At 43.6% G+C, this 18,080-nt stretch carries 16 protein-coding genes; 6 read left to right on the forward strand and 10 right to left on the reverse strand.

All coding sequences use genetic code 11. The features are described from left to right. Positions 1-446: 446 nt before the first annotated feature. From PseudUWO311_RS07970 to PseudUWO311_RS07980, 3 genes are all read left to right on the forward strand, one after another. A complete protein-coding gene (locus PseudUWO311_RS07970) occupies positions 447-1,991 on the forward strand; it encodes an NAD(P)H-quinone oxidoreductase subunit N (protein WP_142654670.1) in 1,545 nt (514 codons plus the stop codon). A 233-nt stretch (positions 1,992-2,224) separates the two neighbouring features. After that, positions 2,225-2,506: an AbrB/MazE/SpoVT family DNA-binding domain-containing protein gene (locus PseudUWO311_RS07975; RefSeq protein ID WP_142654671.1), complete on the forward strand. Its 282-nt coding sequence runs from the start codon at positions 2,225-2,227 to the stop codon at positions 2,504-2,506. Beyond that, positions 2,481-2,810: a type II toxin-antitoxin system PemK/MazF family toxin gene (locus tag PseudUWO311_RS07980; protein ID WP_223807496.1), complete on the forward strand. Its 330-nt coding sequence runs from the start codon at positions 2,481-2,483 to the stop codon at positions 2,808-2,810. Before PseudUWO311_RS07975 ends, PseudUWO311_RS07980 begins: the two co-directional genes overlap by 26 nt. 31 nt (positions 2,811-2,841) lie before the next feature. Here PseudUWO311_RS07980 and PseudUWO311_RS07985 read toward each other — a convergent pair whose 3' ends face one another. From PseudUWO311_RS07985 to PseudUWO311_RS08020, 7 genes are all read right to left on the reverse strand, one after another. Next, entirely contained in the window at positions 2,842-3,099 is a 258-nt protein-coding gene (locus tag PseudUWO311_RS07985; protein ID WP_142654673.1) for a BrnA antitoxin family protein, read from the reverse strand. Positions 3,100-3,566: 467 nt separating this feature from the next. Beyond that, positions 3,567-4,550, reverse strand: coding sequence for a sll0787 family AIR synthase-like protein (locus tag PseudUWO311_RS07995; protein ID WP_142654674.1), 984 nt, complete (start codon positions 4,548-4,550; stop codon positions 3,567-3,569). Next, complete coding sequence (locus PseudUWO311_RS08000) at positions 4,551-5,057, reverse strand: MSMEG_0567/Sll0786 family nitrogen starvation N-acetyltransferase (RefSeq protein ID WP_181016159.1); 507 nt, start codon at positions 5,055-5,057, stop codon at positions 4,551-4,553. Between the two features lie 310 nt (positions 5,058-5,367). Continuing rightward, positions 5,368-6,477, reverse strand: coding sequence for an MSMEG_0568 family radical SAM protein (locus tag PseudUWO311_RS08005; RefSeq protein ID WP_142654675.1), 1,110 nt, complete (start codon positions 6,475-6,477; stop codon positions 5,368-5,370). Next, positions 6,470-7,432, reverse strand: coding sequence for a Nit6803 family nitrilase (locus PseudUWO311_RS08010; RefSeq protein WP_190303435.1), 963 nt, complete (start codon positions 7,430-7,432; stop codon positions 6,470-6,472). The genes PseudUWO311_RS08005 and PseudUWO311_RS08010 overlap by 8 nt, the downstream gene beginning before the upstream one ends. A 14-nt stretch (positions 7,433-7,446) precedes the next feature. Further along, positions 7,447-7,929 carry an MSMEG_0572/Sll0783 family nitrogen starvation response protein gene (locus tag PseudUWO311_RS08015; protein WP_103668100.1) on the reverse strand — a complete coding sequence of 161 codons (483 nt, stop codon included), beginning with the start codon at positions 7,927-7,929 and terminating at the stop codon, positions 7,447-7,449. Positions 7,930-8,133: 204 nt separating this feature from the next. Next, positions 8,134-9,414 carry an MSMEG_0569 family flavin-dependent oxidoreductase gene (locus tag PseudUWO311_RS08020; protein WP_142654677.1) on the reverse strand — a complete coding sequence of 427 codons (1,281 nt, stop codon included), beginning with the start codon at positions 9,412-9,414 and terminating at the stop codon, positions 8,134-8,136. 493 nt (positions 9,415-9,907) lie between these two features. Here PseudUWO311_RS08020 and PseudUWO311_RS08025 point away from each other — a divergent pair, with 493 nt between their 5' ends. Then, positions 9,908-10,213 carry a hypothetical protein gene (locus tag PseudUWO311_RS08025; RefSeq protein ID WP_103668102.1) on the forward strand — a complete coding sequence of 102 codons (306 nt, stop codon included), beginning with the start codon at positions 9,908-9,910 and terminating at the stop codon, positions 10,211-10,213. Between the two features lie 73 nt (positions 10,214-10,286). Here PseudUWO311_RS08025 and PseudUWO311_RS08030 read toward each other — a convergent pair whose 3' ends face one another. Together PseudUWO311_RS08030 and PseudUWO311_RS08035 are read right to left on the reverse strand one after the other, a co-directional pair. Beyond that, a complete protein-coding gene (locus PseudUWO311_RS08030) occupies positions 10,287-11,126 on the reverse strand; it encodes a metal ABC transporter permease (protein WP_223807497.1) in 840 nt (279 codons plus the stop codon). A 7-nt stretch (positions 11,127-11,133) separates the two neighbouring features. Further along, entirely contained in the window at positions 11,134-11,652 is a 519-nt protein-coding gene (locus tag PseudUWO311_RS08035) for a hypothetical protein (RefSeq protein WP_142654678.1), read from the reverse strand. Positions 11,653-11,753: 101 nt separating this feature from the next. Between PseudUWO311_RS08035 and PseudUWO311_RS08040 the strand changes: the two genes are divergently transcribed. Both PseudUWO311_RS08040 and PseudUWO311_RS08045 read left to right on the forward strand, forming a co-directional pair. Continuing rightward, positions 11,754-14,771, forward strand: coding sequence for a CHAT domain-containing protein (locus PseudUWO311_RS08040; protein ID WP_142654679.1), 3,018 nt, complete (start codon positions 11,754-11,756; stop codon positions 14,769-14,771). Positions 14,772-14,913: 142 nt separating this feature from the next. Then, the gene (locus PseudUWO311_RS08045) at positions 14,914-15,855 is read left to right on the forward strand and encodes a trypsin-like serine peptidase (protein ID WP_142654680.1); all 942 of its coding nucleotides are present in this window, start codon (positions 14,914-14,916) and stop codon (positions 15,853-15,855) included. Positions 15,856-16,305: 450 nt separating this feature from the next. Here PseudUWO311_RS08045 and PseudUWO311_RS08050 read toward each other — a convergent pair whose 3' ends face one another. Further along, positions 16,306-17,985, reverse strand: a complete 1,680-nt coding sequence (locus PseudUWO311_RS08050; protein ID WP_142654681.1) for a TolC family protein — start codon at positions 17,983-17,985, stop codon at positions 16,306-16,308. Positions 17,986-18,080 lie beyond the last annotated feature (95 nt).

The raw sequence follows: 18,080 nt of genomic DNA on the forward strand, positions 1-18,080 counted from the left end.
AATTGACGTTAGAAAAAGTGATTAAATTTTTAAGGTGTTATTAAGTCATCGTAAAGCCAAGCTGCGATCGCCCTTAGTTAAATTGCAGCTTGCAAAGCTACAGGCAATCTCAACTCACCCAGATTCAGAAGCTAAGTTATGAGAAGACTTAGCGAAAAAACTTGAGAACGATTGATTCGTTGCTATTGATATCTTAGAGTTAAACCTTCATAGAGTAAAGCCTATTATTTTTATGCAACACATAGTATTTAATCTATGTATTGAGCTGACTATAATTAGGACAAAATCTACCTAAGTCCTGCTGCCAAAGGATAGATCGGGGTTTGATATCATCACCTTGCTGGCAGATTTCTGACAGATAATTCTCAAGTAGAGGAGGTTGCAAGAAATAAGAGCGACTCTATTTTTGCTATACAATTGCCATAGCAATAACACATGAATTAAGTATGGATACAGCAAGTCTCAATGCTCTGCTCAATAGTGGCGCGATCTTGCCAGAACTAATCGTCATTGGGACATTGGTACTCGTATTGATCGTCGATCTGATTGCCTCGGGGCGCAAATCGGCAAATGTTCTACCCTACATTGCGATCGCAGGTTTAGCGGTTTCCACAGGCGCTTTGATCTGGCAATGGACGAGCTTAGAAAACCCGATCGCCTTTTTGGGTAGCTTTAATAGCGACAAACTCAGCATTATTTTTCGCGGCATCATTGCCCTTTCGGCTCTACTAACGATTCTCGTCTCGGTGCGTTATTTAGAGCAGTCGGGCGTAGTGGTGGGCGAATATTTAGTCATTTTGCTTAGTGCCACCTTGGGCGGCATGTTCCTCACTGGCGCTGACGAAATGGTGATGGTATTTGTCGCCCTTGAAACCTTGAGTATTTCGTCATACTTGCTGTCAGGCTATACCAAACGAGATCCCCGTTCTAACGAAGCAGCTCTTAAGTATTTATTAGTCGGTGCAGCTAGCTCAGCAATTTTCCTCTATGGCATGTCTTTGCTGTACGGACTCTCTGGCGGCGAAACTTCATTAGCGGCGATCGCATCGAAGATCACCGTAAGCAATACTGCTCTGATCATTTCAATGGTGTTTGTAATTGCGGGAGTCTCCTTCAAGCTTTCGGCAGTACCTTTCCACCAATGGACTCCTGACGTATACGAAGGCTCACCAACTCCTGTAGTTGCCTTTTTATCGATCGGCTCGAAAGTTGCAGGTTTTGGACTTGCTCTCAGATTTTTAATTACCGTTTTCCCTCTTGCTTCGCTGCAATGGCATTACGTTTTTGTGGTATTGACAGTTTTGAGCATGGTTTTGGGCAACGTCGTTGCGATCGCGCAAACGAGTATGAAGCGGATGCTTGCATATTCATCCATCGGTCAAGCAGGTTTTGTAATGCTCGGCATGGCGATCGACTCCGAAGCGGGTTACGCCAGCATGATCTTTTACTTGATCCTGTATCTATTCATGAACATGGGTGCTTTTGCCTGTGTAATCTTGTTTGCTTCTCGCACGGGAACCGATCAAATCAGCGAATACAGTGGTCTCTACCAAAAAGATCCTCTACTCACCTTGGCTCTAAGTGTTTGCTTACTGTCCCTCGGTGGTATTCCTCCGCTTGCAGGTTTCTTTGGTAAGCTCTACATTTTCTGGGCTGGTTGGCAAGCTCATGCTTATGGCTTGGTATTGCTAGCTCTAGTCATGAGCGTAGTTTCTCTCTATTACTACATCCGCGTCGTCAAGATGATGGTGGTCAAAGAGCCTCAAGAAATGTCCGAGTCGATTCGCAACTATCCAGAGATCTCATGGACTCAGGTTGGTATGAAGCCTTTACAAGCGGCGCTAGTATTTACGTTGATATTTACTGCGATCGCTGGTATTGCTTCTAATCCTCTCTTCTCCCTCTCCAATCAAGCCGTAAAAGAAACCCAGTTTCTTCAAGCTAAAGCACCAAATGCAAAATCAGTAGCAGTGTTAACAACATCACCGTAAAATCAGAAAGGGGCGCATTGCGCCCCTTTTTTTGTGCCAAATTTTAAGGACTCATTCATGCCAGCAAAAAAGATGAATATTTAGTGCGATCGCGCAACTTGAAGCTCAGAGATTAGGCTCCCCGATTTTTTGTAAACTTGACATATCGCCAAAAAGTAGATACTGTAATTACAATCTGTTTCCGTAAGATTTTCTATATTGTCACTATAGTTATAAGGGCGTGAAAAGATGGCATGAAGAAGCATCCACGAGTTCAGAGTATTAAGTTAGTTTCGATTGGCAACTCTAAAGGCGTGAGATTGCCTAAGTTGATATTACAAAAGTATGGCTTTTATGATGAGTTGCTTTTGGAAGAGACAGAGCGAGGGATTTTGTTGCGAAAAGTAGATGATGTGAAGTTGTCTTGGGAGGAGACTTATCGGGAAATGGCTCAGGAACGTGAGGATTGGCAAGATTTTGAAAATATTGTTTTAGATGGAATTGAGATGGATGAAGTTGCAACCCAAACTCTATGAAATTTATTTTGCTGATCTCAATCCTACGATTGGTGGTGAAATTAGCAAAATCCGTCCTGTGGTTGTGATTAGTCAAGATACGATGAATTCTGCTCTAGATACTGTGGTGATTTGTCCGTTGACTTCTAAGCTGCATCCGAAATGGCGCAGTCGTTTGCAAATTAATTGTGCTGGAGCAGATGCTGAGATTGCCGTAGATCAGATTCGGACTATTAGCAAGGTTCGTCTCAAAAATAAGATTGATGTTTTAGCTGAAGATGAGGCGGCTCAGTTAAGAAGGATTATTACGGAAATGTATGGATAATTGGGTGTGATGTGCGATCGCATAGCATCTATCATTGCAAAACTTTTCCTAACTCTTCATTCTCTTTGGCTTGACGCAAGATTTCGTTAATTAGGTTTTGATAGCCACTTTCTCCTGCTTTTAATTTGAAGTATTCAATGAGGTTAGCATCTAATGAGAGCGTGATACTTTGTTTGCGCGATGATGGTTTCATGCCAATGCGAAATTTAGCGCGATCTAAATCTGCTTGTGTTACTTGAGGATATTCGTCGCGATCGTTAGAGGTTTCTGAAGAAGAGAAGTTGCTCATTTTTGTTTGCCTCACGCATGGGAATGATTGTAAAGCATACCGCCCCCATAGTTTATAGAAGATCGCTTAGCACTCAACCGAAAAGCAAAGATTAAGATCTCCGACTTTTTTTGTGAACTTGCAAATCACTTTTGATAGCATAGAAAAAGTCGGAGATCTGGGCTTTTATGAACTTGCAAATTTATATTGCTGTTGTGATCAAACTTTAGAGATCGATTAATCCCAAACTAACCCTAAGTCTCGATCTACCCAGCGTAATGCGCCCTGCTTGAGTTTTTCTCTGAGATTTTTCTTTGCTTCGGCGTTGATGTAATACTTAACTGCGAGATCGATGAAGTGGCTCCGATCGCCTTTTGGTGCGATGCGATCGAGTAGTTCTAATGTTTCACTGGGTAAGGTGTAAATGAGAAATGACTATAAGTAAAAATGCTGGAATTGTGAGAATTTGGGTTGCGATCGCTTAACAATTATTTGTCTTTGCGGCAGGACGCATCCTGAAAGGAATCGCTAAAGCCCGTTAAAGATTGCTGAGAGAAGTCCCAGAATAGAGTTGTCTCACCTTGCGATCGCAAGATCACTTCTGCATTAGATTGAATCTCCCCGACCACTGCGCAAACCAAATCTTGAGCATGAAAAAGAGTTTGTACTGCTTCTACATTTTCAGGGCGCACACTCAATAAAAATCCATAGCTAGGGAACGAAATCAGCCAACGCTCAAAAGGCACATTCTCAGGACAAGGAATCTGATCAAGATCGAGAATTGCACCACAATTGGAAGTTTCTGTGAGCATCAGTAAAGTGCCGATAATACCGCCCATACTGATATCTTTAGCGGTGTCACATAATTCTGATTTGGCTAAACATGGCAAAATTGAGAGATTCTTGCGTAGCTGCTGCGGATCAGCTTTAGTTGCCGCATTCCAGAAGGGATAGTCAGGATGAAATTGACCCCGCATATCGATCGCAGCTAACAATACATCATTAGGCTGAGCGTTAAAACTGGTGAGCAACTTTTGAGCGCGTCCCAGAATCGCCACTGACAAAGCATTGTAGGGACTACGGCAATTAGTATGACCACCGACAATTGGAACTTGATAGGCAATAGACGCTGCTTTCATCCCTGCTAATAATTCTGAAATAGAATCGGTCGATTGACTCCACAGAGTATCGACAACTGCGTTCGGCTCACCCCCCATCGAGTAAATGTCACTGACATTGACCATCACTGCACACCAACCCGCAAACCAAGGATCAGTCTCGACTAATTGCGGTAACATGCCCTCAGCAGCCAGTAACAAATAGCCATCACGATCTGGAATCGCCGCACAGTCATCGCCTAACAGAATTGACTCATTCCATTGCTCACCTAAACCTCTTGCCGTAATCTGAATATCCTGCTTATGCAAGATACCCATAGACTGCCTGAGCTTAGCTGCGAGTTCCGCTAGCATCTATGAAGCCTCGCGGATTTGAGATGGAAATGCAGGACGAATTTCATCACTTGGGGGATAAAAATTAAGGTCAGCTTCCATAAAGTGATGGGGGCGATCGCAGATTGTCATTTCTTTAAGAGATTCCCAATGCAGACGTTGGAAGAAGCGCACATTCTGAATTTGGACTGTGGCGAAAAAGCGATCGCAGCCCCATGTGTTCGCTGTAGTCACGGCTTTGTAAATCAAGCCTTTGCCAATTTGCCAACCCCGTCGATAATCTTTATGAGTACCTAATCTACCGCCATACCAGATGCCTTTTTCGGTTTCATAGATGCGGACAACGCCCACAACTTGATTATTCTCAGGGTTAATGGCAACAATCGGATAGGCGATCGCATCGATGTCATCAACATCATTCTCTTCAAATACATATTGTTCTTCGACAAAGATTGCTTTGCGAAGTTCAAAGTATGCGTCGATTTCTTGTGGTGTAGATGCGAGTTTGAAGATGTAATCGGAAGTCATGATAATTATCCCTAGGTTTAATATTCTGCCCTCATCCCCCAGCCCTTTCTCCCGCGGGAGAAGGGGAGTAAGTATACTCAAGTCGCCCTGCACTCAAGTGCGGGCTAAAAGCTAAAGTCGGTTGAAACCGACTGAAGAAATTCGACACGTTGAAATAGGTTGCTTAGAAATTATTCTTTAGTCCACTTCAGTGGACTTCAGCTCTTAGCCCGCACTTGAGTGCAGGGCTTCCGCGATGTATACAGATAATCCAAACTTGTGTGTACACGTTAGCCCTCTGGGAGAGGGGCTAGGGGTGAGGGGCTTATTCTTATTCAAAAAGAGAAAGTGCTGAACAAGCGCCACATTTTGCGCATCCTGCTTTGATATCGGCTGAAGACATATGCGATCGCTTTAGTAATGCGCCCACCTGCTCATAAACCGCAAACATAAACTCAGTCGTCGGTGCAGGATGACTAGCTAATGGTGTGCCGCTAATCGGGACAAAGGGAACTACGAATGGATAAACACCGATGTTGATTAGGCGATCGCAGGTTTCCACCAGAGTTTCTAAACTATCGCCTAGTCCAGCTAAAAGATAGGTGCTGACCTGTCCCCAACCAAACACTTTCACGGCAGCAGCGAAAGCTTCAAAATAATATTCAAGGGGGACGCTAGCTTTTCCCGACATGATTTTGGCGCGAACTTTTGGGTCAGCAGCTTCCAGATGCATTCCTAACGTGTCAATACCTGCTGCTTTCATGCGTTCAAACCAGATGAAATCATCGGGAGGTTCGCATTGGGCTTGAATCGGAATGTCTACTTTTGCCTTAATCGCTTTGGCGCATTCTGTTAAATAAGCAGCTCCACGATCGCTAGTATTTGGTGTCCCCGTAGTCATCACCATATTTTTGACACCATCTAGTCGCACCGCAGCTTCCGCAACTTCCGCGAGTTGAGCAGGCGTTTTCCGAGATATGGTACGCCCTGCTTCAAGAGATTGGCCGATCGCACAGAATTGGCAGGAAGTATCCGTATTGTTGTAGCGCATACAGGTCTGCAAAACAGTTGTAGCTAGTACATCATGGCTATGCAAGAGGGCGATTTTCCAATAGGGAATCCCATCGCTGGTGGTGAGGTTATAGAAACTAGGTGATTTCGGGAAAGAAATGGGCGCGATCGCAGTTTTGCCCGATTCCAAGATCATCTCATTAGTTTCGGCATTGATTTCCACAGTGTAAGGAGAACTTGCTGCCGAACTGTTGAAAACTGGAACCATCACCGTCGTACCATCAATCGCGATCGCCTTGTGATCCGACGGACCAGCACCACCTTTGCGACCATTCGCTCCCATTTGGCGATCGCTTTCGCGATCATTTTGGCGATCGACTAGTTGCAAACCCTTAGTTTGTAGTTCGGTAATCAGTTGTTGCTTATTCATTAAGGGTGACGCTCTCATCGAAATTTGCGATCTGAAATCCTGAATATGGTTCCGCATTTAAATGAGCTTGGAGCAGGTCTGGACGCGCATAATGTCCAACTGAGTCCATCATGCGTTTCCGCTTTGTGATCAGCGAGAAATCTAGATCTGCGATCGCCATACCTTCGCCTTCTGTAATTGGTGGACAGAGATGATTGCCCTCTGGCCCAATGATGGCGGTGTTGCACCCACCACTGAGAGCTTTTTGGAGTTTCTCGTCGGTTGTGATTTGCGCAACTTGATCTGGCGAAAGCCAACCAGTAGCATTTATCACAAAGCATCCAGACTCCAGCGCGTGATGGCGGATCGTGACTTCAATTTGGTCAGCAAATATTTGTCCAACTAGAGAGCCTGGGAACTGAGCGCAGTGGATCTGCTCATGCTGAGACATCAATGAAAATCTCGCTAAAGGATTGTAATGTTCCCAACAAGCAAGAGCGCCCACTTTCCCAACCGCAGTATCCACTACCTTCAAACCTGCGCCATCTCCCTGTCCCCATACCATCCGCTCATGATAGGTCGGCGTGATTTTACGGCGCTTCAATAATAGTGAGCCATCCGCATCGAAAATCAATTGGGCGTTATAGAGAGAACCTCCGTCCCGCTCATTTACACCCAATACGACAACGATGCCATGCGACCGCGCTGCTTGACTAACCGCATCCGTCACAGGACTAGGAACCACCACAGCTTCGTCATAAAGTCGCATATGCTCTTTTCCCATCATTACAGGTGGCTGCACGAAGGAAAAGTAGGGATAGTAGGGAACGAAGGTCTCAGGGAAAACGACTATCTGAGCGCCTTCTTTAGCAGCGTTTGCGATCGCTTGCAAGACCTTCTCAGTCGTGCCATCGCGACTAAACAGCACAGGACTGATTTGGACAGCGGCAGCTCTAACTTTGCGTGAGTAATCCACGATTTATCTAGTTCCTAGAGAGTCCAAGTATCAAGAATGAAAGCATTATCTTTGCGATGTAAAAGAATGATATCCAATACATCCAGAGGACTAATCGGACGAATACCAGGAATTAGCGAAGGTTCGCCATGTCCATAGAGAGCTTGCAATGCAAAGCGACAAGCATAGACTTTGCCACCTTCAGACATGAACTTAGTGATTTGATCGTTGAAATTCTGATGTCCTGGAAAAGCTGCGTCGCCTAGTTTGGGGAAACCGCGCTGTACACCCAGAGTTACCCCAGGGCCATAAAGCAAAATTGACGTTTCAAAACCTTTGCGAAGTAAGCGTGTTGCTTGCAAGAGGTTCACAAAACCGATTGAACCTTCAAAAGCTACTGTATGGAATGTGACTAGGGCTTTCTCCCCTGGTTCAGCTTTGACATCTTCAAATACTTTCTCTTCATAGTTCACAAAGAAATCGCCAGTCTGATGGGCAGGAGTAGTTACTTCAGGCATTATTGTTCCTCAACGTAATATTTAAATTAGAAAATCTCAAAAAGCTAAAAGCTGAACTTGAAGCCAGATTAGTTGTTAGACAAGGTTCTATTTTGTATCTCTAGCTACGAAAAAGAGAACTCTATCTTTATCGATAGGAAGGCGATCGCTTTCTTTGAGAAATTATCAAAATGCGATCACTTACCTATCGATTTCGATAGGTAGTCATGAACCGAGCAAAAACTCGTTTACTACAGTCCAATCGCTCACATGGGAAACCTTGCGTCTCGCCATGATGTAATCAGCGAGATAAGTTGCATCTCTAGCAACTCCAGAGAATCTGCCCGAACCCCATGTATAGAGCCAAGGTAATCCTAAAAAGTACAGCCCTTTGATATCCGTGACACCGCGATCGTGACAGGGGTAACCCTTGCCATCAAATACGGGAATCTCGATCCAACTGAAATCCGATTGAAAGCCTGTACACCAGATCACGGTTGTAATATTCGCCTCAGCCAAATCTAGATCGGGAATATCCATTGCTGGTTGCCAGACGGGTTGATAGGGAGGCTCAAGGGGTGCGTCAAGATTATTTTTAGCAATAAAATTATCAATCGTTTTCTTAATACTCTCGGAAACTGCATCAGCACCATCAAGATTTTGCTTGAGGTCATTGAAAAATTCCAATTTATTGCTAGCAATATTTTTTAATCTGCCATGCAATTGCATTCCTTCTAAAGCAAAGCGCCGCAAATCAATTTCTCGCCCACCATCACGCCCTGTGAGATAGTGGTTAGCTTTGCTCCGTACCTTCTCTTTTTGGGGATGCTGATCAATCGATAGGTCATAATATCCCATTAAATCAAGCCATTCCACTGCATCCTTACCGCGATAACGACGGGGCGATCGCGGCGCACTACCGACACATAGATGCACTTTTCGCCCTGCCAGATGTAAATCTTCGGCAATTTGGCAGCCCGATTGACCAGTACCAATCACCAAAACAGCGCCATCGGGAAGAGATTCAGGATTTTTGTACTTTGAAGAATGAACCTGCAAAATATGGTCTGGCAAGCGCTCCGAGATTTTAGGAATCTTAGGCTGATGGTATGCACCTGCGGCTACGACAACCTGATCGGCAGTGTAATCACCAATGCTCGTAGCCACTTCAAAGATACCGCGATCGCCTCGGCGCAAATTTAGCACTTCCACGCCTTCCTGAATCGGGGGATTAAAGGAGCGAGCGTAATTTTCGATATAGGCAACGATTTCATCTTTTTTGATAAAACCTTCTGGTTCATTACCTTTATAGGGATATCCAGGAAGTTGACATTGCCAATTGGGAGTTACCAAGCAAAAGGAATCCCAACGCTGCGATCGCCATGCATTCGCAATTTGATTTTTCTCAAAAACTATATGGTCTAAGTCTCTTTCCTTTAAGCAATAGCTCATGGATAGACCCGCCTGACCACCGCCAACAATTACAACGGGATAGTGATTTGTCATTGGCTAACTTCTTAATCATTGCTTAGAATGATTTGAGATTAAGTGCTAGTCAAACTGTGATTTTGTATTCCTAACTACGGAACCTCTAAGTCTATCGATAACGTTAGTGATAGAAAATAGATCCATGATTCTGATGCGATCGCAAATTAAATTTCTACCTAAATCAATAGCTCACCTTACGTAGATAGAATTCCTGCGATAGCCGATGTTTGGGGCTGGCACAGGGGCGCAGCCCCTACAAAACATGAATCTTCAGGTAGGGGCAATCCCCCCGTGGTTGCCCTGCTTTGCTATCAACAAGAGGTTCATCATCTGCGTTCTGCGTAACATCAGTCAATAGTTTGTAAAAACCGTAAGAGTAGAGGTAGCGCGAAGCGCTACCTCTACTCTTACGGTTTTATAGGGGCGCAAAGCGCTCTTTCTAGTTTTATTCGCGAGAGTATGCCCAAACAGGCTAGGATACAAATACATCAAGTTAATCAGGAATTTAACAATGGTAGAACGTCCTATCAAAAAAGCAGATCGTCAGCTAAACCCCGAAACCAACGAAACCACTCCTAGCGTTAGACAGTCTGACGACTCCGACAAAAGGCGTTCTTCTGGCCGTGATGGTCGTGATGGTGGTAAAGGCAAGAGAGATAAAAGAGGCGGAAGGGACGAAGAAGTCAAAGCTCCCGTAAATCTCGCTTTGGTTAGAGGCCCTAAGCCAACCAAACCACAACCAGTCGTGGAAGAAGTTATTGCTGAAGTAGCTGAAGCGTCTGAAGAAAGCGCAACCGAAGAAACAACCGAAGCATAAATCAAAACTATAAAAGGCATCGCGATGCGCTGGCTTTTATAGAAAAATAAAAAGCGGCGTGATGCGCCGCTTTTTATTTGCCTGTGAGTAAGCCTTGACTGGGGCTAAAAACTAAAGTCAGTAAAAATAAGATCAGCACTGCTAAAACGATCGCAGGGCCCGAAGGCAAATTCAAATAGTAACTGGCATATAAACCGATCGCACTTGCCGTAACCCCTAAACCCGCACCCACAAAAATCATCTGATGCAATTCCTTTACTAATAAATAGGCGGTAATCGCGGGACCAACTAATAGCGATACCACCAACACCACGCCCATCGTTTGCATACTGGCAATAATCGTCAAAGTTACTCCCGACATTAATCCCAAATAGATCAGATTAACGGGCAGTCCCAAAGCCTGTGCCCCAATCCGATCAAAGGTATAAAACAATAATTGCTTATAAAACATAGCGATCGCAGCCAGCACGATCACGGTAATTATTCCTGCTCGAATCGTATCAGTCTGGGAAACGCTAAGAATATCGCCAAACAAAAAGCCATGCAGATCAATCTTGATTTTCAGCAATGAAATCAACAAAATGCCGATCGCAAAAAAGCTCGAAGAAGTCAGCGCCATCGCCGCATCAACCTTAACGCGAGTCTGCGATCGCAACCATGCAATCAAAAACGCACTCCCAATCCCCGATATAAATGCGCCGATCGCCACATCAATTTTATAAAAAAAGGCGATCGCCATCCCTGGCATGACGGTATGCGTCATCACATCGCCTAGTAACGCCATTCGCTGCACGATCAAAAAGCAGCCGATCGCAGGACAAATAATTCCTGCTAAGCCACCTGCAATTAAGGCATTTCGCATGAATTCCAACGCTAGCGGCTCAGTGATCCATTGCCAGATTTGATTAGTCATAAATTAATTAATCTTTTACCGATCCAAAAGCGGCGATCCATTTGTGCTGAATGGCGGTTTCGAGAATACTTTGCACGATCGCTAACCATACAATATTTTCGAGTAACAAGATGGCGATCGCTAAAGCCATTTGGATTAAGGGCAACAGCGTTAGTGCAGGTAAATCGCGATCAATTGTGGCAAAACTACGGATGCAAGCAAAAGCTAAAATCGCCCCCGATTTGAGATGTGAGTTGCGATCGCGGCGCACGATGTAGCGATAGGTGACTGCAAACAAAAAACCTGAAAAACCAATCATGCCTAGCTTCATTAGCAAAGTGAAGGGATTGCCAAGCTCAAAACTGCTGATTAGTTGCACAGTCAGATGAACAGTCAGAAAATTCTGCAAAAAATGATGTGATAGCGCGATCGCAAAAAATGCGAACACACTAGTGATCGCGCCGAGAAAACCTGCTTTAAAAGATTCGATGCGATCGGCTACGGATAGATGATCTGATGCGATCGCAATAGGATGAGAAGATTGCACGCTCGTTAACTATATTTTAGGGCTACAGCAATCCTACATGAGTATTGAGCTAAGGAGTTTTAGCAAATGTATAATTACTCGGTAAGTTCAAAGGTGATGTTATGGCTTCACGGATTTACTCACTTACGTTTATTTTAGTGTCTGGACTCATGGGCATAGGTTTGCCGCCTGACTTGCTTTTATTGACTTCCCAAGCACAGATGACGCAGGATTCCAAATTATCAGCAGATCAACTGATCCAATTAGCAAATCAACAGCTTTCCCAAAAACAATACCGTGAAGCAATCCAATCATACAAAGCTGCATTAGAAATCTACCAAACTGCGAACAATCTCTACGGTGAAGGATTTTCGCAGCTTAGTCTGGGCTATATCTATAGCAATTTGGGAGAGTATCAAAAAGCGATTGATGCTTATTTGCAATCCTTAGCAATCTTTAAGCAAATCGACAATCGTAATGGGGAAGGATATTCACTCCTTGGACTGGGTAATGCCTACAACGGTTTAGGACAGTACCAACCAGCGATCGATTATTATCAAAAATCCGTAGTCATTTCCAAGCAAATCGGCGATCGCGCTAGTGAGGGGAAATCATTTGGTAGTCTCGGAATTCTGTATGGCAGACTAGGAAAGTATCAGCAAGCAATAGAATCTTCTCAGCAAGCCTTAGAGATCTTTAAACAACTTGGCGATCTCAACAGCGAAAAGGCTTCGTTGATAAGTCTTGGTTTTGTATATAACAGCCTCGGTGAACATCAAAAAGCCATAGACTACTACCAACAAGCTTTAGTAATCATTAAACAAATTGGCGATCGCTTTGGAGAAGGAGATGCGTTTATTGGGTTGGGCATTGCCTACATCAGTATCGGACAGTATCAGCAAGCGATCGCCGCTTTTCAGCAAAGTTTAGAATTTAGCAAGCAAATCCGCGATCGCAATAATGAAAGTACTTCGCTCAATGGACTAGGCAATGCGCACAACAGGCTAGGACAGTATCAAAAAGCCATAGATTACTACCAGCAAGCTTTAGTAATCTTTAAACAAACTAGCAATCTTAATGGCGAAGGATCTACCCTTGGTAATCTTGGCACTACATTCTCCAGTCTGGGCGAGTACCAAAAAGCCATAGATTACCATCAACAATCCTTGGCAATATTTAGACAAATCAGCGATCGCCTTAGCGAAGGAAAATCGCTCTCTAATCTGGGGCTTACCTCTAACAATATAGGACAGTATCAGAAAGCGATTGATTACTATCAGCAAGCCTTAGCACTTGCCAAACAAAGTGGCGATCGTAGCGGAGAAGGAGCTTCACTACTTGGTTTAGGGCTTACCTCTAACAATATAGGACAGTATCAGAAAGCAATTGATTACTATCAGCAAGCTTTAGCAATCCTTAAACAAATTGGCGATCGCAATGGTGAAGGCAAATCACTTGGCGGTTTGGGAAATGGATACTACAGGATAGGAAAGTATCAGAATGCAATCGATTTCTACCAGCAGTCTTTAGCCATCTCCAAGCAAATCGGCGATCGTAACGGAGAAGGATATTCATTGATCGGTTTGGGGCTTACATATAACGATCTAGGACAGTATCAAAATGCAATCGAGTCTTACCAGCAAGCTTTAGTAATCGCCAAACAAATCGGTGATCGTGATGGTGAAGGGATTATCCTCAATAATTTGGGATTGTCATTTTATGGACTAAATTTTCCCGATCTCGCAATTTTATCTTATAAACAATCTGTCAATGTGCGTGAATCCATTCGTAAAGATATTCGTGGACTCAGCCAAGAAGAACGGAAATCTTATTTAGGTCGAGTTGGATTTACCTATCGGATACTTGCTGGGCTACTACTCAATCAAGGTCGTGTGATCGAGGCGATCCAAGTTCTTGACTTGCTCAAAGTCCAAGAACTGGAAGACTATCTCAAAAATATCAAAGGGAATGATCGAACATCGCAAGGGATTAGAATGCTGGAACCAGAAAAAATGATTATTGCTCAGCTTTCAGGCATTAGCAAAGATCAAATACCCGAACTTAATCGCCAGCTTGCCAATCAGATTCAACAACTTCCGAAATCAGAGCTTAATAAAGTTCCCGATTATCTCAAGCAAATTCCTCAAGGAACAGTCCTTTTCTATCCTCTAATTCTTAGCGATCGCTTAGAGTTAATTCTCTTCTCTGCGAATGCAATTCCCATCAGCCGCACTGTGAAAATCTCTCAAGAGAAGCTAGAAAGGTTAATTGTTGATTTCAGGAGCGGACTCCTTGATGCTGGCTCCGAGGATGTCAAAGAACCTGCTCAAGAACTCTACAATTTACTAATTAAACCCATTGAGACAGAACTCACCCAAGCAAAAGCTGAAACGATCCTCTATGCACCTGATGGAAGACTGCGCTATATCCCCTTAGCGTCGCTGTATGATGGCAAACAATGGCTAATTGAGAAATATCGCATCAGCAATCTAATTGCCTATATTCTCTCTGATTTTTCGCCGCGCTCCAAATCTCAGCCTAGTATCCTTGCAGGAGCATTTGGCGGTAAAGTGGGTGAGCGAAAATTTGGACAAATTGCTTTGCCTGCAACGATTAAAGAAGTACAATCAATTGCTGATTCCTTTAATAATTCAGTTGCTTTAACCGAAGAAAATTTTAGTCGCCAAGCGATCGAATCAAAATTCAAAAATCACAATATTCTTCACCTCGCCACTCATGCTGAGTTTAATACTGGTACACCAGAAAATTCCTTCATCATTTTTGGTAATGGCGACAAAATTCGACTCAACGAAATTACCAATTGGCAAATTCCAAATCTAGATTTGATTGTGTTAAGTGCTTGCCAAACTGGAGTCGGCAAACTTGGGGATGGGGTAGAAATTTTAGGCTTTGGATACCAAGTCCAAAAAGCAGGTGCAAAAAATGCGATCGCCTCTCTCTGGTCAGTAAATGACGAGGGAACTCAAGCATTAATGGAAGCTTTTTATCGCGAACTCAAAAAAGTTGATGTCACAACCACTGAAGCTTTACATAGAGCGCAAGTTACTCTTATCAAATCACCAAAGTATAACCATCCTAATTATTGGTCAGCATTTTTGGCGATCGGTAATGGGCTTTAATTAAATGGTTTATAAGAGTGTGCTCCTTTGGGGCAAACTCTCATAAACCATTATTGTTGCAAATTCCGTAACCACCATAGGGATCATTTACTTTTGATCTAACCTAGTAAAAGCTAACCTTAGATGCTGAGGAAATAAGTCTATGCAAGTCAAAATGTGGAAAGCTTTAATCGGGTTTGTGTGTGGGATAGCGATCGCCTTACTATGCGGGATCATGCTCCATGATCCATTAGAAGCGAAATTACTTGAGGAACTGCTTACCCAAGACGCTCCTGCACAGATTAATGAGTCTAAGCCCCTTAGCACAAATTCTAATGGATTTGTTCCTAGAATCTTGCCCCAATCAGAGCAGCCTAGTTCTACTCGGAGCGTGATTGGGAGAGACCAGCGCCAGCCAATGATGAGCCGCAATTATCCTTGGTCTACGGTGGGCAAAGTGGTGGGATGGACTGAGAAAAATAAAAAGTATTCTTGCACAGGAACATTGATTAGTCCGTCACATGTGCTTACAAACTCTCACTGCGTCTATGACAAAGGAAGATTAGCGAAGAAAATGGTCTTTTTACCCAACTTAATCGATGGGCGATTAAGAAAAAAGACAGATTATGCGGTGGTAAAGGAAGTATTTGCAGGAACAAAGAACTCAGAAGTGGACTCGGCTGATGATTGGGCAATTTTATTACTGAATAAGCCTTTAGGTGATAAATATGGATTTCTAAAGTGGAAACCTCTTTCCCTAACAAAGTTGAAAGATTATCAAAACAAACTAGTTGTGGTAGGCTATTCGGTCGATTATCCTGATCCCAATATATATGGAGATTTACAAGCTGGTAAGGGTGAGACAGCAGGCGTGCATGTCGGCTGTAGCGTGGTCGGAGAACTGGATGGGATGTTTGTGCATGATTGCGATACAAACTCTGGTGCTTCAGGTTCGGCGCTGATTGGCAAGATTGATGGTGCTTATCAGATTGTGGGACTCCATGCTGCTGGGCTGAAGTCTCGTTCGGGCAAAGGAATTGAGAACTATGCTGTACAGATTGGGAGAATTGAGGCGGAGTTAAAGAAGGAAAGGGATCTGAACTAAAGGCAATAGGTGATTTGGGATAAAGTTACTTGTTCTTTTATCTCCATTTCTCTTGATTCTGCAAGATAAACTCTTCTATTGCTTCTTTTGCTTCCAAAAGACTTGCGCCAGTTTCTCCTCTATAGAGTTTAATGGCTTCTATCTTGCGATAGGGATCTAGCGCAAGTTGTTTAACTTGCTATTAAATCGGAAGGAGCTTCAATCTCCATCCGATTTAATAGCAAGCTTAGAGAAAGATCCATCCGCTTTATTTTTTGCTCAAGCCTTTTAATGCTTGATTGAAGGCTAAGAATAACCCACACAAAGACGAAGAGACAAAGCGCATAAATAAATCCGTCTATAGCGGACACCATAGTTAATCCCTAGTTTTTGTCTTACATATTAAATTATTAAAATACCAACACAAAAATAGGGGGTCACAAAGTGCCCCCCCTATTTTTGTGTTGGTATTTATAAACCACTTACAGCTCGTTCAAGATTAGCGCGGGACTGATTGTACCCAATGATTGCCTGCACTCGATTGACATCAGCCGTAGTTAGCGCTGCCTCAGCCGTAATTACTTCAAGCTGAGTTCCAACCCCTGCATCAAGACGTAGACGGGCTAAACGCAGCGCTTCTTCAGCTTGTTGGACAGCTTTAGTAGCAGTGTCAATTTGCTTAAGGCGCGATTGTTGATTGATATATGACTGTTCTACGTCAAAACGGGCTTGACGAGCAGCCTGCTCAAATTTACTTTCAGCAGTGGCTTGATCGGCTTTAAATTGGTCTACTTGAGCAGCAGTTCTACCACCATCATAGAGAGTCCAATTTAAGGTTGCTCCAACTTGATAACCAGTACCAATACCACTCCCATTAGTAAAATCATTCGCCGCATTGAGGTTGGCAAATACGCTAACCTGTGGGCCTAACTTTGCTAGTGAGGCATTAGCATTATCGCGGGCAACTTCTCTTTGTAATCTCTGAATGTCTAACTCAGCACGATTCCTCACTGCTAGTAAGATTGTTTGCTCTATTGGTAATTTCCACTCAGGCACGGGCATAATTTTATCAGCAGCCGTAATTTCGACTGTAGGCGGATAGTTGAGTTGTCGAGCCAGTTCACGCCTTGCCACTAATTGAGCAGCTTCGGCATTGAGTAAATCTTGCTTAGAATTAGCAAGTGAGACATCAGATTGCAGTACATCAAATTTTGTGCCCACACCTGCCCGTTCTCTAGCCTTTGTATCCTTTAAGCTCCTTTCGGCATTCTCAACAGCTTTACGTTGAATCCGAATAGTTTCATCAGTATTTTGCAAGTTGTAATAGGCAGTGACAATATTCAGACGAATTGTCTGTTTAATTTGGTTAAGGTTAGATTCAGCAATTCGTAAGTTGTTCTCAGCAGCGCGAACTGTGGCATCGTTTACACCTGAATCGAAAATGCTGTAGTTAATTCCCACAGTGCCTGTGAGGGATTGTGTAGTCTGATTAACTGCTAGGTTACTTGTGGAATCAGTAACACCATACTGTAAGGAACCCGTTGCGGTGGGAGAGCGGCCTGCTTCAGCGAATCTTAGCCCAGCACGAGCGCGATCTACGGCAATTCTTGCTTGAATTGCATCGGAATTTGTTTTTTCTATTAAGTCAAGTATTTCGGCTAGAGTGACTGGCTTAGTGATATCTAATCTAACTTGGCTAGGTGTCGTTGGGACAACTAGCGTCTGTGCGGGATCAAGTTGACCTGAGGTAGAGGCAGCGGCGCTAGGAATTACTCTGGCAGGTTCAGTAGAAGAACTGACTTTTTCAGGTTGCGATCGCTGACTATCTTGAAGGATAGTAGTCTCCAAGGCAGGCAATTTTGATGATTCTGAAGTATCGGCTTTTGGTAAAGCTGCAATCACTACCTGAATGTCTTGGAGAATAGGTTGCTGATTACTTACTAACTCAGGTTTGGGTTTAAGGATCTCTACCTTTTTTGGGGTAGTTGCTTCATTAATTGATGAAGTAACTTTGATCGTACTGTCAGGCTCTAGGACAACCTTTGTATAAGGTTTTAGAGGCATGGTAAATTCTTGAGCATTGGCTGTCCAAGCTGGAATCAGAAGCGATAAACTCGCACCAAGCGTCAACCAACTGGAGTAAATTCGCATAATTCAGTCCGTCTCTCTTCGTCATTAAAATAGCAGCTAACATACCTTACTGTGGTCATCTTCGGATAGCTCACATGTGACAATCATCATGCTAT

The sequence above is a fragment of the Pseudanabaena sp. UWO311 genome, assembly GCF_006937785.1.
GTDB lineage: Bacteria > Cyanobacteriota > Cyanobacteriia > Pseudanabaenales > Pseudanabaenaceae > Pseudanabaena.